Source organism: Synergistaceae bacterium (assembly GCA_017450125.1).
In the GTDB taxonomy this organism is placed as follows: Bacteria; Synergistota; Synergistia; order Synergistales; family Aminobacteriaceae; genus JAFUXM01.
This window is the reverse complement of record JAFSWZ010000034.1, coordinates 92,697-118,193: the sequence shown is the minus strand read 5'-3', so window position 1 is coordinate 118,193 and position 25,497 is coordinate 92,697. Positions and strand designations below refer to the sequence as shown.

General features: G+C 53.9%; 21 protein-coding genes. 7 read left to right on the top strand and 14 right to left on the bottom strand.

What is annotated here, in order from left to right:
• Positions 1-10: 10 nt before the first annotated feature.
• The 8 genes from IJT02_07825 to IJT02_07790 all read right to left on the bottom strand — a co-directional run bounded on the left by IJT02_07825 (position 11) and on the right by IJT02_07790 (position 10,430).
• On the bottom strand, positions 11-3,058 hold the full coding sequence (locus tag IJT02_07825; GenBank protein ID MBQ7544834.1) for an efflux RND transporter permease subunit: 3,048 nt from the start codon (positions 3,056-3,058) through the stop codon (positions 11-13).
• 3 nt (positions 3,059-3,061) lie between these two features.
• The gene (locus IJT02_07820) at positions 3,062-4,216 is read right to left on the bottom strand and encodes an efflux RND transporter periplasmic adaptor subunit (GenBank protein ID MBQ7544833.1); all 1,155 of its coding nucleotides are present in this window, start codon (positions 4,214-4,216) and stop codon (positions 3,062-3,064) included.
• A gap of 156 nt (positions 4,217-4,372) precedes the next feature.
• Complete coding sequence (citF, locus tag IJT02_07815) at positions 4,373-5,944, bottom strand: citrate lyase subunit alpha (GenBank protein ID MBQ7544832.1); 1,572 nt, start codon at positions 5,942-5,944, stop codon at positions 4,373-4,375.
• 2 nt (positions 5,945-5,946) lie between these two features.
• Positions 5,947-6,864: an HpcH/HpaI aldolase/citrate lyase family protein gene (locus tag IJT02_07810; GenBank protein ID MBQ7544831.1), complete on the bottom strand. Its 918-nt coding sequence runs from the start codon at positions 6,862-6,864 to the stop codon at positions 5,947-5,949.
• Positions 6,864-7,172 (bottom strand): citrate lyase acyl carrier protein, encoded by a 309-nt coding sequence (citD, locus tag IJT02_07805; GenBank protein ID MBQ7544830.1) that lies wholly within the window; start codon positions 7,170-7,172, stop codon positions 6,864-6,866. The genes IJT02_07810 and citD overlap by 1 nt, the downstream gene beginning before the upstream one ends.
• Positions 7,173-7,337: 165 nt before the next feature.
• Positions 7,338-8,831 (bottom strand): tripartite tricarboxylate transporter permease, encoded by a 1,494-nt coding sequence (locus tag IJT02_07800; GenBank protein ID MBQ7544829.1) that lies wholly within the window; start codon positions 8,829-8,831, stop codon positions 7,338-7,340.
• Between the two features lie 14 nt (positions 8,832-8,845).
• Entirely contained in the window at positions 8,846-9,376 is a 531-nt protein-coding gene (locus tag IJT02_07795; protein MBQ7544828.1) for a tripartite tricarboxylate transporter TctB family protein, read from the bottom strand.
• A 64-nt stretch (positions 9,377-9,440) separates the two neighbouring features.
• A complete protein-coding gene (locus IJT02_07790; GenBank protein ID MBQ7544827.1) occupies positions 9,441-10,430 on the bottom strand; it encodes a tripartite tricarboxylate transporter substrate binding protein in 990 nt (329 codons plus the stop codon).
• A 66-nt stretch (positions 10,431-10,496) separates the two neighbouring features.
• Between IJT02_07790 and IJT02_07785 the strand changes: the two genes are divergently transcribed.
• Complete coding sequence (locus IJT02_07785; GenBank protein MBQ7544826.1) at positions 10,497-12,293, top strand: ankyrin repeat domain-containing protein; 1,797 nt, start codon at positions 10,497-10,499, stop codon at positions 12,291-12,293.
• Between the two features lie 69 nt (positions 12,294-12,362).
• A complete protein-coding gene (locus IJT02_07780; protein ID MBQ7544825.1) occupies positions 12,363-13,097 on the top strand; it encodes a tellurite resistance TerB family protein in 735 nt (244 codons plus the stop codon).
• Here IJT02_07780 and IJT02_07775 read toward each other — a convergent pair.
• Complete coding sequence (locus tag IJT02_07775) at positions 13,094-13,486, bottom strand: helix-turn-helix domain-containing protein (GenBank protein MBQ7544824.1); 393 nt, start codon at positions 13,484-13,486, stop codon at positions 13,094-13,096. The genes IJT02_07780 and IJT02_07775 overlap by 4 nt on opposite strands.
• 148 nt (positions 13,487-13,634) lie before the next feature.
• Between IJT02_07775 and IJT02_07770 the strand changes: the two genes are divergently transcribed.
• The gene (locus tag IJT02_07770; GenBank protein MBQ7544823.1) at positions 13,635-14,612 is read left to right on the top strand and encodes a biotin--[acetyl-CoA-carboxylase] ligase; all 978 of its coding nucleotides are present in this window, start codon (positions 13,635-13,637) and stop codon (positions 14,610-14,612) included.
• Entirely contained in the window at positions 14,612-15,151 is a 540-nt protein-coding gene (locus IJT02_07765; GenBank protein ID MBQ7544822.1) for a biotin transporter BioY, read from the top strand. Before IJT02_07770 ends, IJT02_07765 begins: the two co-directional genes overlap by 1 nt.
• A gap of 3 nt (positions 15,152-15,154) precedes the next feature.
• Here IJT02_07765 and IJT02_07760 read toward each other — a convergent pair whose 3' ends face one another.
• The 3 genes from IJT02_07760 to IJT02_07750 all read right to left on the bottom strand — a co-directional run bounded on the left by IJT02_07760 (position 15,155) and on the right by IJT02_07750 (position 19,517).
• Complete coding sequence (locus IJT02_07760; protein ID MBQ7544821.1) at positions 15,155-16,303, bottom strand: restriction endonuclease; 1,149 nt, start codon at positions 16,301-16,303, stop codon at positions 15,155-15,157.
• Positions 16,304-16,369: 66 nt separating this feature from the next.
• Entirely contained in the window at positions 16,370-17,668 is a 1,299-nt protein-coding gene (locus IJT02_07755; GenBank protein ID MBQ7544820.1) for a ParA family protein, read from the bottom strand.
• Position 17,669: 1 nt separating this feature from the next.
• A complete protein-coding gene (locus tag IJT02_07750; GenBank protein ID MBQ7544819.1) occupies positions 17,670-19,517 on the bottom strand; it encodes a hypothetical protein in 1,848 nt (615 codons plus the stop codon).
• Positions 19,518-19,786: 269 nt separating this feature from the next.
• Here IJT02_07750 and IJT02_07745 point away from each other — a divergent pair, with 269 nt between their 5' ends.
• The 3 genes from IJT02_07745 (at position 19,787) to glgB (ending at position 23,670) form a co-directional block, all read left to right on the top strand.
• On the top strand, positions 19,787-20,542 hold the full coding sequence (locus IJT02_07745; protein MBQ7544818.1) for a sugar transferase: 756 nt from the start codon (positions 19,787-19,789) through the stop codon (positions 20,540-20,542).
• Positions 20,538-21,650: a UDP-galactopyranose mutase gene (glf, locus tag IJT02_07740; protein MBQ7544817.1), complete on the top strand. Its 1,113-nt coding sequence runs from the start codon at positions 20,538-20,540 to the stop codon at positions 21,648-21,650. The genes IJT02_07745 and glf overlap by 5 nt, the downstream gene beginning before the upstream one ends.
• Before the next feature lie 79 nt (positions 21,651-21,729).
• Positions 21,730-23,670 (top strand): 1,4-alpha-glucan branching protein GlgB, encoded by a 1,941-nt coding sequence (gene glgB, locus IJT02_07735; GenBank protein MBQ7544816.1) that lies wholly within the window; start codon positions 21,730-21,732, stop codon positions 23,668-23,670.
• Positions 23,671-23,712: 42 nt separating this feature from the next.
• On the opposite strand, the gene IJT02_07730 is transcribed toward glgB, so the two are convergent.
• Positions 23,713-24,372, bottom strand: a complete 660-nt coding sequence (locus IJT02_07730; GenBank protein ID MBQ7544815.1) for a hypothetical protein — start codon at positions 24,370-24,372, stop codon at positions 23,713-23,715.
• Between the two features lie 82 nt (positions 24,373-24,454).
• A complete protein-coding gene (locus IJT02_07725) occupies positions 24,455-25,495 on the bottom strand; it encodes a radical SAM protein (GenBank protein MBQ7544814.1) in 1,041 nt (346 codons plus the stop codon).
• Positions 25,496-25,497 lie beyond the last annotated feature (2 nt).

The window sequence follows — 25,497 nt, the reverse complement described above, 5'->3', positions numbered from 1 at the left end:
CCCTTTTTTGTTACTCGTCTTCTTCGTCGTCAGGTTCAGGACACTTCACGTTGTACGCTATTGCGGTCATAACAGGAATAACCAGCAGCGTAAGCACCGTGCTCACCGTCAAGCCCGCCATAATCGTTACAGCCATCGGCCCGAACATCACATCCCAAACCAGCGGAATCATTCCGAGCACCGTAGTGAGTGCAGACATAGCTACAGGCCTCAAGCGTGATATTCCGTCCTCAACGATGGCTTCATACTTGTCGCGTCCGGCCGCAAAATCCGCGCTCACCTGATCTAGCAGGACTATCGAGTTCTTGGCCAGCATCCCCACCAGTGACAACAGACCGACCATCGCCAAGAAGCTCACGTCCATTCCCATAACCCACAAGCCCAGAACAATGCCTATAAGAATCAGCGGCAGGGACAGGAAGATTATCACAGTCTGACGGAATCCGTTGAACAGGAAAATCATGATGATGAACATTATCAGTATCGCCGGAGGAAAAGCTACAGCCATGCCATCCATAGCCTCGTCGTCCTCTTCCTTCTCGCCTCCCCATTCAACGTGATAGCCGAACGGAAGCTTCAGTGCCTCAATCTCCGGCGTAATCCTCTCCAGCATAGCATCAGCATTCATCCCGAACTTGACTTCACTCTTGGCCGTTATCATTCTGCTTCTGTCCCTGCGTATTATTATGTTGTCCTCAAAAGCTGTCTCAAGGCTCGAGAACACTGTACCCAGCGGGACGGATTTACCGGCAGCAGGTGCCCACACCAGAAGCGACGAGAGAACGTCTATCCTGTTGCGTTCTTCTGGGGTGAAGGCCGCAAGTATGGCTAACGATTTGTCCCCGTCCCTGAAAGCTCCGACAGCCGCACCAGTCGTTGCCGTGAGTATCGCCTGGTTGATTGCCGGTCGGGTCAGGCCGAGACTTTGCATCTGATCCTTGAAGAGCACGGGATGTATAACTTCCACAGGCTCGCGCCAGTCCGTGCGTATGAACTGGCTCGCAGGGTCTTTCTCCATTATCGCCATGACCTGCCCAGCAATCCTCCTCAATGTCGCAGGGTCAGAGCCGTAGATTCTAAGGCCGATTTTCTCTTCAGCATCACCCCCGCGCGCAAACAGCTTGCAGACTCCTTGAAGTTCCGGCAATTCATCGATATATGCCTGTGTGTCAAGAAGTGATGGGCGCGTAAATTTCCCGTCCTCCGTCTCAACAAGGAGCTGTGAAAATGATGTGTCGTCTTCCGGCGGGTTGTAGGTCAACGTGAACCTCAGGCCGCCTCCTCCCACGAACTGCGTTATGTTCTTCACGCCGGGCTGAGCTTGTATGTGGGCGGCTAGTTTCTGCGTGACTTCTTCCTGAGCATTCAGCGACGTACCTTCGGGCGAATACAAGTCGACGGTGTAATACACAGTATCATTGTCAGGGAAAAACGACGTGGGCATCTCCCAGAACACCATCATTGAGAACACGAACACCGCGATGATGACAGCCAGAACCGTGAACCTGTTACGCAGGCACAGCTCAAGGAACGCCCTGTACGCACGGAACAAGAACCCGCCGTAGGGGTCTCCTTCCTGCTTCGAGGGCTTCAGCATGACCTTTCCCAGTGCAGGAGCGGCAATCAGTGCGGCAAACCAGCTCAGCATCATTGAGATTGCGACAACCTGAAAGAGGCTCTGCAGGTATTCGCCTGTCTGCGTAGCCGAGAGCCCTGCAGGTACGAATGCCAGCACCGCAATGAATGTTCCGCCGAGCATCGCCCATATCGAGCCGTTCACCGAGTCAGAGGCCGCATCTTCAATGGACATTCCGCGCTCAGTGCCTACGAGCATACCTTCAGCTACAACTATTCCGTTGTCGACGAGAGAACCCAGCGCGATAATCAGTGCCGCGAGAGAGACAATCTGCAGGGTTATTCCCATCTGGTTCATGATGATGAACGTTCCGGCCACAGTGATCAGCAGCACAAGCCCGATAATCAGCCCGGAACGCAGCCCCATAAACACGAGCAGGACTCCGACGACGATAGCCAGCGATTCGAGAAGGTTGACAATGAAGTCGCTGATGGACTTTATAACCTGTTCGGACTGCATGTATATCGGGGTCAGCTCAATTCCGACGGGACGGAAAGCCTCTAACTCCTTCAGCCTCGCGGAGACTGCACGTCCCATGTTCACGACGTTGCCGCCCTCGACAGTAGAGATGCCTATTGCGAGCGCGGGGCGACCGTTGAACTTCAGCTTGAAGCTCTGAGGTTCTTCGTAATCCCTTCTGACCGTCGCAACATCGCGGAGGCGCGTAAGGTTTCCTCCTGTTCCGCCTATAACTAAGTCCGCTATGTCGTCGACGGAGAATATCGCGCTTGTCGGGGAGACGCGTATATACCTGCTGCCCAGAGTGATGCTGCCGGTCTCGGATAAAGTGTTCTGCTGGTTGAGCACGCCGAAGATTGCTTCTGGGGATATTCCGAGCGCGGACATTCTGGAGGCTGAGAACTCGATATAGATTGCTTCCGTCTGCTCTCCGAGAATCTCTACTCTTGCGACATCCTTAACGAGCACAAGATTTTTCTTGAGGAAGTCCGCGTAATCGTACAGCTCCTTCATCGTGTAGCCGTCCCCTACTAATGCATAGTATTGGCCGTAAACTTCCCCGAAGTCGTTGTTGACCAGAACAGTTACTCCTGAAGGCATGTAGACCTGCTCGTCGTTGACCTTCTGGCGGAGCTTGTCCCACACCTGCGGAAGCTCGCTTGAGGAGTATTCGTCCTTGATGTCCACGTAGATTATTGCGAGGCCGGGTGTTGAACGCGAACGTATGACATCGACCTCACCCATTGCCTGAATCGCGTCTTCAAGGCGCGAGGTTACTTCCTGTTCAACCTCGTACGCGCTTGCTCCCGGATACACAGCGGAGACTACGGCGGTCTTTATGGTGAATGACGGGTCTTCGAGCTTGCCGATCTCGAAGTACGCCATCACTCCCCCTACCAGCGTCAGAAGGCAGATGAATATCACGACACGGTAACGCTGTATGCTTGCTCTTGCTATGTCCATGTGCTAATCCTCCTGAAGCCTCACGCGCTGGCCTTCGTGAAGGAAGTATACGCCTGCCGTAACGATGACATCACCATTGCTGAGCGTCTTCCCCTCAATCTCTATTGTGCCGTCATTGTGCATCTGTCCGACGTTCACGGGTACGCGCGACACTTGGCCGACTGCGAACCTCCACACGTAATTACTTCCTCCCTCGCTGAGAATTGCTGTCGACGGCACAAGGTAGCTGTCTCTCTCCTCAACAGCATCATCTTCGCCCGCAAACGCCACCTCAACCGTTACGGCCATTCCCGGCAGGATACGTATGTCTTTCTGCTGGGACATTGTCGCGGTAACAGGGTACGTGTTCGCGGCCGTTGCCTGTGTCGCAATCTCCTTCAGTGCGAGCGGGAAAACTCGATCCGGTATCGCGTCAAAACGTGCATTCATCGTGAACAGGTTAGAGTTTCTGCGGAGGTCGTCAATGCTCCTAACTCTGGGTATCGGCGCAAGAAGTATATCGTTGTCGGGAATGTTGAACACAATCTCTAGGCTGCTCAAGTCCTGAAGGCTGAAGATTGTCTCCTTCGCCGTAATGTCCTGAAAGTTCTCGGCCTTCCTGTCGGCTATTATTCCGTCGAACGGTGCGCGGAGCTCCGTATCCTTGAGGGCATCACGTGCACTCTTGAGGTTCGCTTGTGCGGAGTTCACTGCGGACTGCGCTACGTCAAGCTGTGTCTTGTAGCTGTCGTACTGTGCGCGGGCTATAACCTTCTGCTTGTAGAGATTCTCATAACGCTTGAAGTCTGCTTTTGCGTTCTCGTGCTGAGCCTGTGCCTGAGAGAGCGCGCTCTGTGCCTGCTTGATGTTCGTGTTGAAGTCCCGCGGGTCAAGCGTCGCAAGAAGAGTACCTCTTCTCACTGATGCTCCCTTGTCGACGTAAATCCTCCTGAGCGTTCCCGAGACCCTGAACGACAAATCTGCGCGTCTGCCGCCCTGAACTGTCCCGAAGTATCTGCGCCTGAATGACCCCGCTCCTCCGCTCAGTGTTACAGTTCTGACCGGTCGGACGATTTCGGGTTCTGGTTCGGGAGTGCTGTTCTCTCGGAAAGTGTTAAGGCCGTAGTATATTCCGGCAATTATGAGAATGCCGATTACAATTTTTATGACGTGTTTCATGAAGTCAGCTCCTCGTGAAAAATTTGTGAGTGATTATAGTTTCACGGAGCTGATTTGTCCTGATAATGCTTACGGTTGATTATCTTTGCGATTTATGGCCTCTAATGACAGCGCAAAGAAATTCCCTCCATGTTTCAGGAGGGATAACAACTCTTCTTAGACCTCGTAAGGCTTTATCTCCCGCACAACGTCAAGTATCGTTCCGTCGCGCGCCTCAAGAATCGCCACTACCTTATCCTTCCACTGCAGGTCGTCAGGCTTTCCGACGAGCGAATACGCTTTCTCCTGAAGTTCCTTGATGGGTACGTGCTTGATTCCGGCTTTGTCGAGTGCCTCGATGATGTCCTTGCGTGCAGGGTTGACCGCAATGCCGTAATCCGTAACCACAACATCAACGCAGTCGCCCGGTGTCGTTACCGTAACAACATGCTCGCAGATCGTCGCCATCCTGCCCCTCGTGAGCGGGGTAACGATTACGCAGCACTTCGCGCCTTCCGCAGTGTCGGGGTGTCCGCCCGGTGCTCCCCTGAGTACTCCGTCAGAGCCCGTGATAACGTTGACGTTGAAGTCAATATCAACCTCGAGCGCGGCCAAGACCACGAAGTCCAGCTTGTTCACGAACGCTCCCTTGTTCGCGGGGTTCGCGTACTCGCTGGCTGTCATCTCGAAGTGGTTGGGGTTCGTCCTGATGTCCTCGATTGCGCCGGTGTCGAAGTCCTGAACGTCGATAATCTTCCCTACTTTGCCCTTGCGCTGGAGCTCGCAGATTGCCGAAGTGATTCCGCCGATTGCCCACGCCATTTTGATTCCGCGCTCGTCCATGAAGGGCTCAAGGAATCTGTTCACAGCGAGTGAGGGACCGCCTGCGCCTGTCTGGAAGCTGAAGCCCTCCTTGAACCACGGACATGCCGCGATAACTTTTGCGGTGTTCTCGGCCATCATGAGGTCTCTGGGGTTCTGGGTCATGCGTGCCGCCGCAGAAGCAATCTTCTTCGGGTTGCCGATCTCGTCGACCTTCACAACGTAATCAACATTTACGCCGTGAATGCTGGGCGGGAAGTTCGGGTAAGGAACGAGCGTATCAGTGATGACTACGACTTTATCCGCGTACTCTGAGTCGGGCACTGCATAGGAGAGGACTCCGCAGTCTCCCTTTCCGCCGAGCGCGCGTGCGTTGCCGTATTCGTCGGAGGTCGGTGCACCGATGAACGCTACATCAATGTGTACGTCGCCTTCCTCGATTGCCCTGACACGTCCGCCGTGCGAGCGCAGGATTGCCGGTGTCTTCAGCTTGCCGTGAGAAACGACATCGCCCATCTTTCCGCGTATTCCTGATGTCTGGATGCCCGTTACGATTCCCTGCTCGATGTATTCGGCTATCGGGTCGTGAGCGTCTCCGAGACTTGATGCCGCTATCGTGATGTCCTTGATGCCCAGCTCTACAATCTCCTTCATGACCATGTTGACGATGTAATCACCGTTCCTGAAATGGTGGTGGAAGGATACTGTCATTCCGTCCCTGATTCCGCAAGCAATAACTGCATCACGGATCGACGGAAGGAGCTTGCTCTCCTGAGGGTTCTCGTAAATCTTGCTCGTAGGGCCGGCCTTCTTGATGTACTTTCCGTCCCTGTAACCCTTGCCCTGATACGGCTCATACTTCCTGCCGTTACGGAGCTGTACTGCTAATGCTTCTTCGGGTATCTCTCTGCCTACTGCGTTCTTCATGATTAAAGATCCCCCTCGTAAATTCCGCTGGCCTTCGCGAGCCGGATTACGCGTTCTGCGCCGGGCACAAAGGCTATGTCTATCATCTTGCCGTTGTCGAGCGTGAAGACTCCGACTCCCTTGTCCGCCTGTTCACGGAATGCACGGACTATCTTCTCGGCCTCCGCTATCTCCTTCTGCGTCGGAGCAAGCATCTCGTGGACTATCGGTATCTGCTTCGGGTTGATGAGCGACTTTCCGTCAAAGCCCATCTCCACATTCTGCTTAACCTCTGCCCTGAAGCCCTCGTCATCGTTCAGGTTCGTGAACACCGTATCGAAGCACTGGATGCCTGCCGCTCTTGCCGCGTTGAGCATGAAGCCGCGTGCAAACAGCATCTCGATTCCGCCGGGAATGACTTTGACCTGCATACACTTCCTGTAGTCTCCGCCGGAAAGTGCCACGCCGAACAGTCTCGGGGAGGCCGCGCAGATCTCTACGGCGTTAAGGACTCCCTTCGGGCTCTCGAGTGCCGCCATGAGGAGCGTACGTCCTACTTCAACGCCAAATTCTTTCTCTGCTTCGGTAACTGCCTCGTCAACAATCTGGACATCCTTTGCCGATTCGGTCTTCGCGATACGGATTCCGTCTGCTCCGCCGGCAACGCATACCCTGATGTCTTCCCTCCAGTGCGGAGTGTCAAGGCCGTTGATTCTCACGATGACTTCTGTATCACCGTAATCGATTTCTTTCAGAGCATGGTAGAGGGAGAAGCGCGCGCTGTCCTTCTGGTTCTCTGCTACAGCGTCTTCAAGGTCGAGCATGATGCTGTCTGCGCCGTAAATGTACGCATCCTTGATGAGGCCGGGCTTCTGGGCGTTCATGAACATCATTGTTCTGCGGAGACGGAATCTCTCCGGCTTTGGTCTCGGTATACTCATTAGCGGATCACTCCTCCCCAGTCGAACTTGCCGTCCATGTCGATGCCGCATCCCCTGTAGAATGCGCACTCAACGCGGGCTTTGATGGTGCAGTCAAGAGCACCGTGATCGTTGACGATAACTTTTGCGTTCTTCACGCCGAGCCTTTCGAGCGAAGCCAGCACCTGTGCCTTGATCTGGCGGCCGTACTGGTTGAGTACAGAGCTCTCAAGCGACAAATCGATACCGCCGCTCGTCGTGGGTTCAAGCGTAATCATTACGTCGCTTGACTCCAGAGTTCCGGCAGTTCCCACCGCTTTTAACTCCATGTGAACAAACACCTCCTGCAAAATTTGTGGTGCACGTGTGAATATCTGTTGAATGTTATGGTATGGATTGACTGAAATTTTATCACAGCCCGTTGAAATGGGAATACGCGTATTGTGCCGTAAAAATGCCTCCCCCGAATCTTCAGGAGAGGCACACCGTTAATGCTAGCCTTCTTTCTTCTTGAACAGCCCCGAAACTATCGGCCAGACCAGAAGCACGATACTCACTACCATTAACGTCCCGGCGACAGGACGCGCAAACATGTTCACGAGGTTGGCGCGCGAAATCGTGTACGCCCGTGAAAAATTACCCTCGCAGATTACACCGAGCACCAGACCCAGAATCAGTGCCGCACTGTTGAAGTGGCAGGCAGAAATCACCAGACCAAGAACTCCCGCAATCGCCATAATCTTTACGTCAGCTATGCTCATGTTCGTTGCGTAAGAACCGATTATCGCGAGCATTATGATTATCGGGCCGAGATACGAATACGGCACGGCGAGAATCTGCGCGAACACCTTAGCGATTCCGATTGCCACAATGACCATGAGGATATTGGTTACGACCATTGATGCGAATGTTGCGCTGAGGTACTGCGGCTGATTGACGAGGAGCAGAGGCCCGAGCTGTACGCCCTTCAACACGAGCGCGCTCATCATGACTGCGGCGGCGTTCCCTCCCGGAATACCCAGAGACAGAAGCGGCACCATTGCTCCGCCCGTTGCGGCATTGTTCGCCGTCTCGGAGGCAGCTACTCCGTCGATGATGCCCGTCCCGAACTTCTCAGGGTGCTTCGAGAGCTTCGTCTCAGTCGAGTAGCACAGGAATGATGCGATTGTTGCGCCTGCTCCGGGAAGAATGCCGATGATTGTACCGATGATTGAGCACCGAGCTAACAGCCACTTTATGCCCCACCATTCGCGCCAAGAAGGCATCTTGGTGTTGACGCTCGCAGTTCCTTTGTCCGCCGAAAGTCTGTCCGCTACCTTCGTTTGTTTGAGGACTTCCGTAACCGCGAATATTCCTATCAGGACAGGAATCATCTCCAGCCCCGCGATGAGCTCGCCGCTCCCGAAAGTAAGACGCTGGACAGCGTACATCGGGTCTTGGCCTACGCACGCGAGAAGCAATCCGAGCAGTCCTGAAATCAGCGTACGGAGAATGTTTTTGCTGTCGAGGCACGTAAGAATCGACAGTCCCATAAACGTAATCGCGAAAATGTCTGACGGGCTGAAGGACAGTGCCGCCTGTGTGAGCTGGGGAGAGAGCGTGAGCATTGCCAGAGCAGACACGAGGCCTCCGATTGCGGAAGAACCTAACGCTATGCCGAGTGCCTTGCCCGCTTCTCCGCGCTGTGCCATCGGGTAGCCGTCAAACGTTGTAGGCGCGCTCGAAGGAACGCCGGGAATCTTGAAGAGTATTGCAGTGATGCTCCCGCCCGTTATCGACGAGCAGTACACAGCAACGAGAAACACGATCGCGGGTATCGGCTGCATCGAGTAGGTGAAGGGCAGTCCGAGTGCTACAGCCATTGTCGCGCTCACGCCGGGAAGTGCCCCGAAGATCGTGCCCACAACGATGGCGAACACGACCATCAAGAACGTGTAGGGATCCATGAGCACGCTGAAACCGTTAGTGAATAATTCCCATGTTGACATGATTCATGCACCTCCTACATTATCGCGGACTTGGCCGCAGAGACGAGGCTCTCAATGTACAGCGAGAAGTTCCGCAGTTCCGGGATTGTACCGCGCGGAAGGTTGACCGCCAATAACACGCTGAACACGATGTAGAGCACGAACGTAATCACTACGGAGAACACGAACAGCCTTATCACGTGCGTCTGTCCGAGAAGAAGGCCGTAGAGGAACAGCACGAGGAAGCACGTCAGCATGTAGCCGAAGGGTTCAAGGACGAAACTTGCGGCGACAATGAGGACGATGCCGAGCCAGCGTCTGACTCTGATGTCGAACATTGATGCGAACGTGAAATCAGGGTTGCCCTTGTTCTTGCGGATGATGTTGAAGATGTTGATTGCGATGCAGACCAGCAGGAGGATGATTATTGCCTTAGGCCAGATGTCGGGCTTTAAGGTGTAGGGATTCCTTGCTGTCCTGTCGGGAATGGGAGCTTCGAGCACGTTGAAGAAGTACGCGTACAGAAGCCCTAACCACAGAAGAATGTTGCAGATTAATTCGAACACTGTAGATTTCTCCTTTGCAGAAAAAAACGGGGCATGACTACACACCCCGCAGTTTCACTTCATACTATTTCGCGTAGTAATCTTTCTTCATTACGCCTTCAGCCTTCAGGTAATCGCTGAGGAGCTTATAGTCTGTCTCGCAGTCCGCCGCGTACTCTGCAGGTCCTGCGAAACCCGGCCTCTCGTCGTAGCATCCCTGAACGAGGAACGCCTGCCACTGCGGGTCTTTAGAGGCCTGCTCGATTGCCGCAACAAGTGCATCAATGGCTTCCTGAGGAGTGCCCTTCTTCGCGAAGATTCCTCTTGCCGGGCCAAGTACTGAGTTTATGCCCAGCTCTACGGAGCATTCTACGTCGGGATAACGCTTCATCCTGTTTTCCGCGAGCGTCAGAAGAGGAACGACATCACCGGCCGCAATGAGACCCTCTATTTCGTCCGTGCCGGTTACCATGATGTCAATGTGCCCGCCGACAAGCGCAGAGTTCATCTCACTGCCGGAAGGATAGGACACGTCCAGAATGTCGAGGCCTTCGAGAGCCTGCTTCAGCGACGCACCGTCAAGCCCCGTGCTCGTGAGCATTCCTACGCTGACCTCAAAGGGATTCTTGGTTACGTACTCCCTCATCTCGGAGAACGTCTTGTAGCCCTTCCTGTCCATTGCCTTCTTTGACGCGGTGATGACGTTGATTGCGTGTACGAGGCGCGCTACAGGAATGAACTCTTCCTTGAAGTTCATTGACGTTGTGCCCTGAATGTCCTGCATGAACAGGCTCTGCGTCCCGAGCATGAACGTATAGCCGTCTGCGGGCTGCTTGTAGACGTACTCGACTGCAGTAACGCCGTTTCCGCCGGTAACGTTCATTACTTCGACTTCTTGGCCGAGAATGGGCTTCAGAAGGTTAGCCATAGGCCGGAGGGTAGAGTCAGCACCGCCGCCGACACCCCAAGGGCAGACGATGGAGATTTTGCGCTCGAACTTCCACTCTGCGGATGCGAACGCCGCACAGCTGAGCACCAGTACAGCTGCGAGAACTGCACACACTAACTTTTTCACGAGAATACCTCCCTGAAAGAATAAATGTTGGATGCGCTGATTGTATCACAAACGGCTGATATAATCGTGTGCAGTCTCAACGTTCAGGAGGTAACAGAATTGCAGGACTTCGACAAGGATGATCTGGAGAGCGTGTTACGGTATCTCACCGGCAAATTCGGGATAGAGATTCTCGCGGGACAGGGGAAAACAGCTGGCAAGGAAGACATCATGAGCCTTCTGCCTGACTTCTTCAGCCCCTCGTCGCACAAAGGGGATTACTCGATGCTGAACATGATGTCGCGTGAAGGCATTATGAAGGCGTTGGTGAAGCTCAAACAGGCCGGTACGTCAGGAGATGAGCTACGGCGGAGGATTTTCGCGGAGAAGAGCAAGCTGACGGACAACTACATTCCTGAGGACGTAGCTGTGAAGTTCGTGAACATGATAGCGGGCGTTCTCGGCCTCGAGGTGAGTTCAGCACCCGTAGTCGTGGAAGCGATGAGTGATGATGAGTTCTTGGAGCTGTGCAGTTCGGGGGATGCTAGGGCGGTCGAAGAAGCTCTGAAGAACGGCGCAGATGCAAACGCTTGCGACGAGTTCGGCTCGACGGCACTTCACGAGTCGGCAAACAGCGGAAACCCTGATGTTGCCGAAGTACTCTTGAAGTATGGTGCAGAGGTTGACGCTAAGGACTTTATCGGTGCTACGGCACTGGGTTTTGCGGTGAGCAAGGGGTACGCGGAGGTTGCGGAGGTTCTGCTGAAGCACGGTGCGGACGCGAGCTCTCAGGACGAGTACGGCAAGACACCGCTTCACGTGGCGGCGTTCTACGGATACGCGGAGATTGCGGAGATGCTGCTGAGGTACGGGGCTGATGTCAACGCGGAGACGTCCGACGGGGACACGCCCTTGCGGATGGCGAAGGCCGGAGGACACCGTGAGACTGCGAAGGTTCTGCTGAAGCACGGTGCTGAAGGTTCGAGGGCACAGAGGAGACAGAGTGCATCACCTGCGAGGCCTGCGCGTCCGGCGATGAGTGATGAGGAGTTTCTGGAGCTGTGTCAGAGCGGCGATGCGGAAGCAGTAGAAGAGGCTCTGAGGCACGGTGCTAATGTCAACGCCAGAGACGATGAAGGCGAGACAGCTTTAATGCGGGCGGCATTGAACGGCCACGCAGACGCTGCGGAAGTGCTCCTGAGTCACGGTGCTAAGGCCGATGCTAGGGACGATCAAGGCAAGACGGCTTTTGACATTGCACAGGCTAAGGGTCATAAAAGTGTTGCGGCACTTCTCCCGCGTACTGCGATGAGTGATGCCGATTTCCTGAAACTCTGCAGGTCGGACGATGTCAAAGCAGTTGAAGAGGCTCTGAGGAATGGTGCTAATATCAATGCTAGGAGCGAACAGGGAAATACACCCTTGCATTTTGCTCGAAACGCAGAGACAGCAGAAGTTTTATTGATAAACGGTGCAGATGTCCACGCCAGAAACAATGACGGCGAGACACCTTTGCACGTAATTGTGTATGAAACGCGGTATCTCCCACTCACAAAGACAGTAGAACTTCTGCTGAAGTATGGTGCAGATGTCAACGCTAAGGATAATTTCGGACGTACCCCCTTGTTCAGGCCTAGTAACGTGGACACCATGGAGCTGCTCTTGAGGCACGGCGCAGACATAAACGCTAGGGATAATGCCGGCAGGACACCATTGCATTTGGCAGCCGGAGCAGGGGATGTAGAAAGAGCAGATATTCTCATGAGGCGCGGGGCGAACAAATACGCTAAGGATAACGAAGGAAAATATCCTAGAGATTATACAAGGTATGAGGACGACGAAGGTTATTGGGCACATAACGATGTCTACAGAATTGTTATGTAAGCCGTAAATTTTCACGAACATGCTACAATCATTCCATCATTCACTAAACATGAAGGGAGTAATTTTTCTATGGATTTCATGAGTCTTCTCGGCTCTATGGTTCAGGGCAACATGTCATCCTCACGCACAGCCTCCTCCAGAATGTCCAACGCGGGCGGCGGCATTCAGGACATCCTCAGCTCGCTGATGGGCGCAGGACAGACCGTCAAGAACAAAGTCGGCGGGGACAACCTCGCGGCAGGCGGAATCGGTGCGCTTCTCGGTGCACTTATGGGCGGCTCTGAGAGCACAACCGCAAACACACTCGGCGGCGGAATGATGGGGCTTCTCGGAATGATGGCCTACAAGGCTCTCAGGGGTTCAATGGGCGGAAGCTCGGCCTCTGCTTCATCAGCAAGTGCACAGCCCTACGTTCAGACCACGCCCCAGCAGCAGGCCAACGACGCGGAGATAATCATCACGGCAATGATTGACGCGGCAAAAGCAGATGGACAGGTTGACGCTGACGAGTTCCAGCGCATAACCAGCAGCCTCAAGAAGAACGGTCTCGGTCAGGACGGAATGAATTACGTCATCCAGAAGCTTCAGGGGCCTATGGAGACCACAAAGATTGTCGCTGCAGTCAAAGGCCGTCCCGAACTCGCCGCAGAAGTCTACTCGGCTTCTCTTATGGCGATTAACGTTGATACCGACGCAGAGCGCAAGTACCTCGCCAAACTCGGCAAAGCTATGGGTCTCAGCACTCAGGTGATGAGCAACATCGAGCAGCTCGCAAACGGGACATCTCAGGATTACGCCTGCTAAGACTTCTCCTGAATCTGCTCGCGAAGTTCCTTCTTCCGCTCCATCAGGTTCTGGATGAGCTGACGGAAGAGTTCGTAACCTTGTTCTGTCGGGGGAAGCTCTATCCTTGTGCCTTCCCCCTCAAATACCAGCATTCCGTTGCTGGCTTCATGTACAGGGTAAAGCAGGGCAGCTTTGCTCATCTGATAGTTCTCTGCGTCGTTGATTATCTCGTCGGGCGAAACTTTCAGCAGGTTCGCTAGCTCGATGATGCGCGTTCCGTTGGGTGCTGTCTCGCCGGACTCCCAACGCCGTAACGTAGCGATAGACACGCCGACTTTTTCCGCAAGCTCAATCTGTGTGAGGCCTGCTTTCTTCCTCAGCATTCGCAGATTAGCAGCAAGTGCCATATTTCTGAACACTCCTTAACATAAAAGATACGGGATAGCCAGATTATAACCGTAACTGCAATCTTTGTGCAAGCTGTATATCATTGTCAACCGCAGAAAAATTTATGGTTTACAGTTTCGGGTTCGATGTGCTATAACTATCCGCATCATGAAGACTAAACTATTACGCCTCCTCAATGACAAGAGGGGAGAATTTGTGTCTGGCGAATCTATTGCCGAGACGTTCGGAGTTACGAGAGCCGCCGTGTGGAAGGCTATAGACTCGCTGCGCAAGGACGGGCACGTCATCGAGGCCGTAACGAACAAGGGCTATAAGCTGGTAACCCAAAGCGGCGCACTCACGGAGTCAGGTATCCTGCTGAACCTGAAGGAGGGTTCGCGCATAAGCCGTGTAATCTGTCTCGCGGAAGTCGATTCCACGAACAACTACGCAAAGAAGCTCGCAATGGCCGGAGCAGAACACGGGACTCTTGTTGCGGCAGACCGACAGACAGCCGGAAGAGGGAGGCACGGGCATACGTTCGAGTCTCCTGCAGGAACAGGTCTGTACATGACGCTTATCCTGAAGCCTGACGTTGATGCTGAACACTTCCAGATGATTACGATTGCTGACGCGGTGGCTGTGTGCCTTGCTGTAGAGGACCTTTACCCTGAAGCTCGCGGAAAACTCGGGATAAAGTGGGTCAACGATATATTCTTCAGGGGCAGGAAGATAACCGGCATACTCACGGAAGCTGTTACGAACTTCGAGAACGGAGAGATAGACAGCGTTGTTACTGGAATAGGCATCAACGTTTCAGCGCACAAGTTTTCCGTCGAGACAGCGGGCTCAATCTTCGACAGCGAAGCTCCGTCTTTCGGGAGGGACGAACTCTGCGCACGTGTCGCTGATTACATCATGGACTTTGCGGAGAACCTCGAAGCTCCGTCCCTCATCAATGCCTACCGTGAACGCTCAATCCTCATCGGGAAGCACATAACGTTCATGAAGGGTGAGGCCAAGTGCACGGGCTGCGTTGAGGGGATTGATGATGCCGGAGGGTTAGTGATTCTGAACTATGCCGGAAAACTCGAGACGTTGAGGAGCGGAGAAGTCTTCATGGTGAGACCAGAGGAGATGAATTAATGACTACTACAAGACAACTGACGCTCTGTGCACTTTTCGCGGCACTTATCGCCATAGGAACGCACATCAAGATTCCGACTCCGCTTCTGCCCTTGACCCTGCAGACGCTGTTTGTGGTTCTGTCTGGGCTTGTGCTCGGTGCAAAGTTCGGGGCTGTGGCTGTGTGCGTGTACGTTGCGGCGGGGCTTATCGGACTTCCTGTGTTCACGGGCTCGGTGCTTAATCCGACGTTCGGCTACATTGTCGGGTTCATTCCGGGCGCGTGGCTTGCGGGGTACGTGGCGGAGAAGTTCAGACCGTGCTGGCGGACGTGGTTTCTGGGTGCGCTTGCTGGAATTGCGGTGATTTATGCGTTCGGGATTCCGTACTACTATGTGATGTCGAAATACTATCTAGGCAACGAGCTCGGAGCTAAGACACTGCTGATGTACTTTGTGCTTATGCCCCTTCCCGGCGACATCGTGAAGAGCCTGTGCGCAGGACTGATTGTGCAGAGGCTTGCAGTGTTCTTTCCCGACAGTTTTACTTGGAAGAGGTAAGCCTTAATCTTCCCTGCTGCCGTGCCAGCGGTATGCTCTGCGGAAGCCTAGAGACTCTGCTTCAGCTACAGTTGAGCAGTACAAATCTCCGTCTTTAGGCTTGATTCTCGTGGTGTAATACTGCTGGTCGAACGGCAGGTGATAGATTTTCTCTCCTTCACGCCCTATGTTGCACTTGATTATCGGAAAGCGTTTTAGTTCAAACTCTTCATGCAGCTCTATGTGAAACTCTCCAGCGAATGACCGGGCCAATCCGGATAACTGTGTTGATGTAAAGAATACTCCGTGTACTTCCTCGAACGGATTATTCTTCATGTATTCGTACGTTGTGCCGAACAGCTGGAAAATGTGCTTCTCATAGATACGCTTGGATTTTGACCAGTTTTTGCACTGGACTATCAGTGTTGTGTTGTCTTTGTGGCAGATGAGATCGCGTCCCAAGTCGGAGAAACCTTCACTGATTCCGAAATATTCTACCAGCCAGCCGTCATGTTCATAGAGCCAGCCTATATATTGCTCGTAAAGTCTGCCTATGAGGTGTCTTGACTTTCTTGCGGACCAAAATCTGTCCAGAGCCAGTTGGTTTCGCTGGGTGATTGACAGTTTGGAATACTCCTCACTGCTTAAGTAATATCTGGCAGTGTCCACGCTATTGTCTGGGGATGATGCTTCCGTCTGAACAGCGGATTGTTCTGCAGAAGCTTCGCTGAACTCTTGAACATCCGGGAAAATGCTGAAGTAGTATTCCAGCAGCAACCTTGTCCTGCGTAGAACAGATTCAGCATCACGGCGTTTTTTGGTTTCGATTCTGACTACTTCTGCGGCAGTGTATGCAGGGTGAGATTTAGTCTTCAGCCAGTATGCCAGATGTCTGTCATGCTGAAAGTCATATTGCCTGAGAGCTTCCAGCAAGGACGGGAAGCCTAGAGGAGCTTCGGAGAGAGATTTTCTGAGAGTATCATTCTCTGCCCGTAACGCCTCCAAAAACTGAGTAAGTTTTAAGTTTTCTTCCTGCATAGCATTAAGGTCGTGTTTTAGTTGAGTATTAGCTTTTGTCAGCTGAGTATTCCTTTTGCCGAGATCGTTAACACTATTCCGTAAGTTTGCTATAGCAATTATTATTACCGCCACGACACACATCACAATTGCCATAATACCCGCTCTCCTGTCCAATATCAGCCCCCTGAAGAATCCTCCAGAGGGCACTTGTTCATCAGGCTATATATACACTTCAGCAGAACCTTCATACTCGTCGAACTTCATGACGCACCTCATCGGGTCTATTATCTGGTCAGGGTACACAACCGGCCAGAAAGAGTCCTTCTCGTCGTTGAGAACGTAGAACTTGTAGCGTTCCCTGTCGCACTCCTCGAAGTCTTCCCGCAGTCTCCGTGCATCTATCTCGTCGCGCGAAATGTCCTGCACGGAGTTCAGTATCTGCTCCCACGTCATACGCCGTTTCTCGGGCAGCATCGCTAGGACGGACTGCTTTATGCTCTCCTCGTACTCCCCAAGCGTACGGCGTTCAGGGTACACAACAGTCGGCTTCGGCGGCGCGGGAGGTGCAGGAGGTTCGGGCTTCACCGGCTCAGGCTCTGGAGCAGCAACAGGCTCGGGCTCAGGGACAGGTTCAGGCTCAGCGGGAGGTTCGGCCAAGCTCACCGCCTCAGGTTCCGGTTCGGGCTCGGGCATCGGCTCGGGAACAGGAGTCCGTGCGATCATGACCGGTTCGTACTTCACCTCTGATGGCACGTGATGACCTCCCAGCTTGTCTAGAAGTTCACGCGTAACATCCCTGTAGCATTCCGCCCCCTTAGACTTCGGCGCGTATTCGAAGATTGACATCCCCATACTCGACGCTTCAACAAGGCTCACGTTCTGCCGTATGCAGTTCCTGAACAGAACATCCCCGAACGTTTTTCCGACTTCCTCGAAAACCTGCTTGGTGATGTACAGTCTGGGGTTGTAGTTCGTCATAAGGATGCCCGCAATCTCGAGTCCCGGATTAAGCCTTTCGCGGAAAACAGGCATTGCACCATTCAGCAGGCGCAGGCCGAACAGGCTGTAGAACCCTCCGTCCATCGGCACAATGATTTTGTCGCTGGCACACAGAACGTTGCGCGTGAAGACTCCCAGCTGAGGAGGGCTGTCCAGCAGAATAAAATCATACCTGTCCGGGTCAACCTGTTTCAGCGCGTCGCGAAGTGCCGTGTTGCTGTTCACCGGGCTTGCGTCGTTGAGTTCCGCCATCGCGAGGTTTAGGCAGCTCGGGATAATGTCCACGCCTTCTTTGCGGCAGACTATGTCATCCCACGATGCCCCGCCGCTCAAGAGGTCGAACACCTGAGCTTCAGTCTCCGAAGGCGTAACCCCGAACCCCGCGCTCAGGTTGCTCTGCGGATCCATGTCGACAACTGCGACACGTTTTCCCATTTTCGCGAGGGCTGCTGCTATGTTCTGGCAGGCAGTAGTCTTCCCTACTCCGCCTTTGAGGTTGCAGAATCCTATGATTATCACGCTAATTCCCCTGCCTTCTGATGAATGCTTCTATTTCTGCGTTCTTGTGCGTCTTCAGGCTATCGCGGTAAAGTTCAAGTGCTTCCTTGACCTTTCCGGCCTTGTAGAGTGCATTGGCTTCCGCTATCTGCTTGTTGGCGGCTTCTACTGCGTCGCGTTCCTTGATGAGGGCATCGAGACGTGCAACCCAGTTCTTCATCTCATCGGAAGGTGCTATGCTCTGTGCCTTTCTGTAGAGTGCGGCGGCCTCCGTGAGATTTCCCTGTGCGTACAGTTCGTCGGCGGCCTGAATCATCTTCTGCGCATCGAGCCTCGTCCCTATCCCGAAGTCTTCCGGCCCGCGAATAACTGTCCCCGGTGCAAGCCTCACGCTCCGGCTGAGCTGGCGGATACGCTGGCTGGCGTTGTCGTTGTCCCAGACGTTCACGCTCTCAGTGTAACGCTTCAGGGCTTCCTGATTCTGGTTGCGCCTCTGCAGGTCCTGTCCCTCGCGGTAAAGTGCGTTGGCCTGACGTTCACGCCTCGAGATTACGCTCTGGAGCTCCTCGATGTGCTGGCGTAACGTTGCATCAGGGTTGCTCATTATGCTTGCTCCGTAACGGTTAAGAGCTTCCTGAAGTTTCCCCTCGCGCTCTAACGTGTTGCCCTCTCCGGCGTACCTGTCCGCGTCCGCAATAAGGGTCAGGCGGTTGCGTATCTTGTTCATCCTGTCGGTTACTGCATCGCTCGACACAACAGCAATGCTCCGCGCGTAGTAGTCCAGAGCGTCCTCGTACATGTTCTCGTTGTCGTATGCGCTGGCAGTGTCGCGCAGCCAGTTCGCGCGCTGCTGCAGGAGTCTCTGCTCGTTGACCTTCTGCTCGGCTTCCGCTATCTCCTCTGCTCCTGAGTCTACCGGCCAGATAACCTGCGCCGCCCGCAAATTCTTCAGCGCATCATCAAGAAGTCCCCGCGACTCCAAGTTCTCCGCGTCCTCCCTGAGCTTCTGTGCCTTCGTGAAACGTGCATAGTTCGTCGTTATTGCCCGCAGTCCCTCCGCAATCTCCGTGTCTCTAGGCGACAATGCTGAAGCTCTCTGCGCAAGTTCGACTGCCTCTGCGTAATTCTTGCTCTCCCATAGTGCTTGGGCTCTCTGCCAGTTCTGCCATGCTTCGCGCTCGCTGGCTGACTCCTCATAGGTCGACACAGGAAGGGTTATGTTCACCCTGCTTTCTCCGCTGCCGAGACGGACTCCGTTCGCGTTGAAGGCCGTAACGGAGATTTCACTCTCGCCGACTGCCCCGCGCCTGATGAAGATGTCGTCCTTGTCTTGGCTCATCAGTGCAGTAGCAGCGTCTCCGTCCCACTTGAAGCTGTGCTGTCCCTTGAAGGCAGGGGTGAGTGATGCCCGCACGCGTATGGGAGTGTCAGCCATGAGGATTTCCGGGCTCAGCACGTAGTTCGAACGCTTAGAGGAGTCCCAGAGGGTTAAAGGCCTCTCGACGACTACAGCGATGTTAATCAGGAACTCTTTGGGCGTTACGAGGCTTTCTGTGCTGGACATCACGTTTCCGTCCCTGTCGATGAATGACGCTACGACCTTGACGGGGTGAGTGTCGAGCGGGGTGAAGGCACATTCGCGGCCTCCGGCTCTGAGGGAGATTCTGTCGGGGTTCTGCCCGGTTGTCGGACTTACTGACCACTCAACTGACCCGCCCGACGCTATGCCGGACGCATCGACGGCTAGCACTGCCTGTTCTCCGACGTGGGCATCGCCGTTCATGATGATTCTGGGTGAGGCGGCGAAGGCTTGTGCCGTGAAAAGCAGCGTGAATGAGATTAGGAGTATGTGCGAGAGTTTTATGCGCATCAATAAATTTCCTCCTCCGAAAGATAATAAGTGTGTGAGATTTTATGTGTATTGTTCGTGAAGTTGATTATACCCTAAATTTTCACGGCCTGTACCCTCAATGCTATAATACCCCAACAACTAACAAAATCTTTTGTGCAAAGGAGCTTGACGCAATGGCATCACCTATGTATAATCGCGTGTCGCGTGTCGCGTGTCGCGTGTCGCGTGTCGCGTGTCGCGTGTCGCCTTCTCTATGTCCTCACTTCTCCTCTCAAGCAGGAGGAAGCATGATGAATAACCTTCCATCCTTAGTCCGTAAGTTTTTTAGCGTCTTCAGAGCAAAGGCAGCATTTGCCGCAGAAGGCCCCTCAGGAGAAACAGATACCTCGCTGAGGAAGGATTACCGCTACAACATGAGGGCAGTGCTCGCGCGGAAGAGCAGGCTCTATCTTGCGCTGAAGAGGCTGTTTGACATCCTGTCGTCGGGGCTCGCGCTCGTGGTGCTGTCGCCGGTGTTCATTGCTACGGCAATTGCGATAAAGCTCGAGGACGGAGGGCCGGTGTTCTACTCCGCCGACCGCTGGGGAAAAGACATGAGAAATTTCCGTATGCACAAGTTCCGTTCAATGAGAGTGAACGCCGAAGCAATGATTAACGAACTGCTGAAAGACTCCGAGATGACCGGCCACGCCTTCAAGATCAAGAATGACCCCCGAATCACACGTGTAGGACACTTCATCAGGAAGTGGAGCATCGATGAACTCCCCCAGCTCTGGAATATCTTTGTGGGCGATATGTCTGTTGTAGGGCCGCGCGCAATCATGACCGTCGGCACAGACAGCATAGACGACTACGACAAACAGCGATGGCTGGTTACGCCGGGCTTGACGTGTTACTGGCAGGTGAGCGGCAGGGCGGACGTGAAATGGGCGCAGTGGATAGAAATGGATCTTGACTATATCGAGAATATGAGCATACTTGAAGACATCAAACTTATCTTGAAGACTATTCCCGTAGTATTCAGGGGAGAAGGAGCATATTGATTTGAAGTATGACTATCTCATCGTAGGGGCAGGATTCTTCGGCGCGGTCTTCGCACGTCAGATGACGGACGCAGGCCGCAGGTGCCTCGTAATCGACAAGCGAAGCCACATCGGCGGAAACGCATACACCCGCAGTGCCGGAGAGATTCAGGTTCACGAGTACGGCCCTCACATCTTCCACACGGCGCGAAAAGCTGTCTGGGATTACGCCTCGCGTTTCACGGAGTTCAACCATTTCCGCACAGAGCCGGTCGCGAACTACAAGGGGCAGCTCTACAACCTTCCCTTCAACATGAACACGTTTCACCAGATGTGGGGCGTGATAACTCCTGCCGAAGCACAGGCAGAAATCGCCCGCCAGCGCGCAGAACTCTCAGGCCGCGAACCCTCCAACCTCGAGGAGCAGGCAATAAGCCTTGTCGGGCGGGACATCTACGAACGCCTGATCAAGGGCTACACGCAGAAGCAGTGGGGCAGGCCGTGCACGGAACTTCCTGCGTTCATCATCAGGAGGCTTCCCGTGAGGTTCAGGTACGACAACAACTACTTCAACGACCCGTATCAGGGAATCCCGTCAGACGGTTATACGGCAATGTTCGAGCGTCTGCTTGACGGAATCGAAGTCAGGCTTGGGACGGATTACCTCGAGCACAGGGATGAACTCAGAAACTTGGCCGGACGTGTGGTCTACACCGGGCCGGTAGATGAGTATTTCGGGTTTTCGCTCGGAACTCTCGAGTACAGAAGCCTTCGGTTCGAGACAGAGACACTCCCCGACATCGACAACTATCAGGGAATCGCCATCATGAACTTCACGGACGCAGAAACTCCCTACACGCGCATAATCGAGCACAAGCACTTCACGTTCAGCGAATGCAGGGGCACGGTCATAACGAGGGAGTACAGCAGCACGTGGAAGCAGGGCGACGAACCGTATTACCCCGTCAACGACGCAAAGAATCAGGCACTCTACGAACGCTACAAGGAGCTTGCTTCGCGCGAGGAAGGAGTCATCTTCGGGGGAAGATTAGGCGAGTACAGGTATTACAACATGGACGAAGTTATAGCCCGCGCACTCGAGGAAGCCTCCAAGCAAGTAGAAAGGTGATTGAATAAGGCGTGATAAATACGGTAAAATTTACCCACCCAATCAAATCACAATTTTTCACAAGGAGGCAGATTAATTTATGGCCGGTTCAGTACGTCATGGCGTATCACCATTAAGCGACTATGATATATTCCTGTTCAAGCAGGGAACTCACTACCACCTTTACGAGAAGATGGGAGCGCAGAAGTTCACGGATCCCGCCGACAACACAGAGGGAGTAGCCTTCAGCGTGTGGGCTCCGAACGCTCAGGCAGTCAGCGTAGTCGGAAACTTCAACGGCTGGAATCCCGAAGCACATCCTTTAGCGGCACGCTGGGACGGTTCTGGAATCTGGGAAGGCTTTGTGCCCGGCATTCAGAAGTGGGAGCTGTACAAGTTCCACATCCGCAACTCTCACGGTGAAGTCAAGGAGAAGATGGATCCGTTTTCGCGGGCGTTCGAGCTTCCTCCGAGAACATCATCAATCGTTCACTGGCCTGAATATGAGTGGGGCGACAATGAATGGCTCTCCAAGCGCGGCGAAAGAATGAACCTTTCTGCACCTCTGAGCGTGTATGAGGTTCACATGGGAAGCTGGCGCAGGCACTGGGACGACGGACTGTCGCTGTCCTATCGCGAGATGGCCGAAGAACTGCCCGGCTACTGCGAGGACATGGGCTTCAACGCCGTAGAGTTCCTGCCGCTGATGGAGCATCCGTTCTACGGTTCGTGGGGCTATCAGACGCTCGGTTACTTTGCTCCGACGGCAAGATACGGCACTCCCGAAGACTTGATGTACCTCATCGACTCCCTCCACAAGAAGGGCATTGCTGTGCTCCTCGACTTTGTTCCCAGCCACTTCCCGACGGACGACTTCGGGCTTGCACGTTACGACGGAACAGCACTCTACGAGCACGAAGACCCCCGCAAAGGCTACCATCCTGACTGGGGAAGCTACATCTTCAACTACGGACGCAACGAAGTACGCAGCTACCTCATCTCCAGCGCGGCGTTCTGGGTTGACCAGTTCCACGCGGACGGGCTGAGGATTGACGCAGTGGCATCGATGCTCTATCTGGATTATTCCCGCAAGAACGGCGAGTGGGTGCCCAACATTTACGGAGGCCGTGAGAACCTTGAAGCAATCTCCTTACTTCGCGACATGAACAGTGAATTGTTCGGCAGGTTCGGGACAATCCAGACAGTTGCGGAGGAGTCCACAGACTGGCCGATGGTTACGCGCCCGGTGTTTCTCGGAGGACTCGGCTTCGGCATGAAGTGGAACATGGGCTGGATGCATGACACGCTCGACTACATGAGCCTTGAGCCGATCTACAGGAGCTATCACCAGAACCAGCTGACGTTCAGCATCTGGTATGCGTTCAGCGAGAACTTCATGCTTCCGCTCTCACATGATGAGGTTGTTCACGGCAAGGGAAGCCTCATCAACAAGATGTCCGGCGACTGGTGGCAGAAGAGGGCGAATCTCCGTCTGCTCTACGGCTACATGTGGGCGCATCCCGGCAAGAAGCTGCTCTTCATGGGCGGAGAGTTTGCGCAGGGTCTCGAGTGGAATCACGACTCCGCGCTTGAGTGGCATCTCCTGCAGAAGGACGACTTCAGGGGGATTCAGGACTGGGTGCGCGACCTCAACACCGCGTACAAGAAATATCCTCCGTTCTATGAGCTGGACTTCACGCCTGAAGGGTTCAGGTGGGTTGACTGTTCGGACTGGCAGCAGAGCATCATTGTGTGGCTGAGGAAGGGCAGGAGCGATGATGAGTACATACTCTGTGCCGCGAACTTCACGCCTGTACCGCGTTACGGGTATCGTGTGGGAGTTCCGCGTTCGGGCTTCTGGAAGGAGATTCTGAACAGCGACGCGACAAAGTACGGCGGAGGCGGTCTCGGGAACTGCGGAGGCATGGAAGCGGAAATGGTAGGCTGCAGCAATATGCCTTATTCACTGATGCTGACACTCCCGCCGCTGGGAATAGTGATGTTCCACTTCAGCACGAAGGAAGAGACAGAGCAGGAGTAACGCAGAAACACGAATCCCCCTTACGGCAAGGGGGATCGTTTTTCACATGTACTGTTCAAGGAAGCCGCACCATCTCAGCATTCCTGTGCCGTTGAGGTGAAGTCCGTCAGCTGTGCATGTTGCATCCATCTCGCCGTCCCCTGCATTGAAGATTTTGTGTGTATCCAGAAACTCACAGCCCGTATCGCGCGCAAGCTCCTCAAGCGCAGTGTTGAAGGCCGCAATAGCCTCACGTGTTCTGCGTCTGCAGCGTACGTTGTCCTCCAGCTTCTTGTGGTCAACGGGAAGCACTGACTGAACGTAGATTTTTGTGCGCGGTGAAAGCGCTCTAACGCGGCGGATTATCTCCCTGTAGTTCGACATGCTCTCGCTTAAGGGTATTCCGTTGCCGATGTCGTTTGTGCCCAGAAGAATGAACATCTTTTCGGGCAGGTTGTTTGCGGCTTCGTCTATGCGCGCAAGGACTCCGCATGTGTTGTCGCTGGAGATTCCCCTGTTCTTCACGCGGAAACGGAAATGCAGAAGCTCGTTGAACGGCGTGTTCTCCGTGAGGCTGTCCCCGAGCATGACTATAACATCGTCATCACGCGGAGAAGCCCTGAATACGTCAAGCTGGAACTTGTAGCGTTCGGTCTTCTCCACATCAATCACACCGTTGAACCTGTAAACAATCTTGCTGAGTAATCTGGCTATAATGCTCACTGCTTGACCACCAGCCTCTGAAGAAACCTCTTCACCCTTCCGGCTTGCCGTCTGAGCTTCAGGTAAATCATCTTCACGGAGTTTACTGCCTGCAGACGCTTTTCCTGCTCGGGAGTAAAACGTTCGTTGCTGTCCTCAAGTTTGGTGTTGAAGAAGCTAAGCAGTCCGGGCTGAAGCCAATCATGCCCCCCCCCCCATACGTACATTTACGGTTGCGTATGTCGCCGTAACCTACAGGAGTTGCGCCGGGTATGCAGCCTAGCGTCAGGAAGGCGTGTGCGTTATAGCAGTGCGGAAGGACGCATTTAACCGTCGGTCTGGCAGGAAAAGGACGCTCCGGGTGCTCGAAGACATTTTCGAGAAAATAGCCGCCGTAGCAGGTACGTGCGACTCCCGAGTCAAGAAAGATAAACGCCGACCATAAGCCAGAGTAGCAGAAATCAGTCTGCTTCACACCGAAGACGCTTTTCTTGTATTCCCAGAAGTTAGAGTCGAAGGTGCTCCATATCCTCTCGTATTCGTCCATCGGGAGCTTGGTGAGGTAGTCGATGCCGCCGCTCACGTCGTCTCTCGCAATAGTTACCTGCGGCAGTGCCCCGAAGTGCTTCATCGAGAACTCCTTGACCTCGTCAATGTACGGCACAAGTTCGTCATGTTCAGTGAGCTCGATGTTTGCCGAAGAGCCCGCGTCCCAGATGTGATGCACGTTCTTCACGAAAGTATCCAGCATCCCGCGTTTCTTCAGCTCTAGGTAGTGGAACGAGCACTTGAACTCCGTACGCGCCCTGAGCTCTGCAGGCCATGATAATATCTTGTCGATCATCGGCGTTATTGTGCAGTTCGTAACTATCTCTCCATAATGCCCCTGCTCGACGAGTGCCCTGACGTACAGGTCAATATCCTTCGACAGCAGAGTTTCGCCGTCTCCGCAGAAATTCATGAACGCCAGGCCTCCGAGCCTCTCGGGGCGACACGCGTACGCAACTTGCTCGGGAGAATACTGCATCTTTGCCTGCTTTCCCTGATAGTGTATCGGCCTCTGTGCTATGTAGCAGTACTGGCAGCGGAAATTGCAGATTGATGTAGGAATGGTGAACATCAGTGCCTTCTTTATCTTGTCCATTT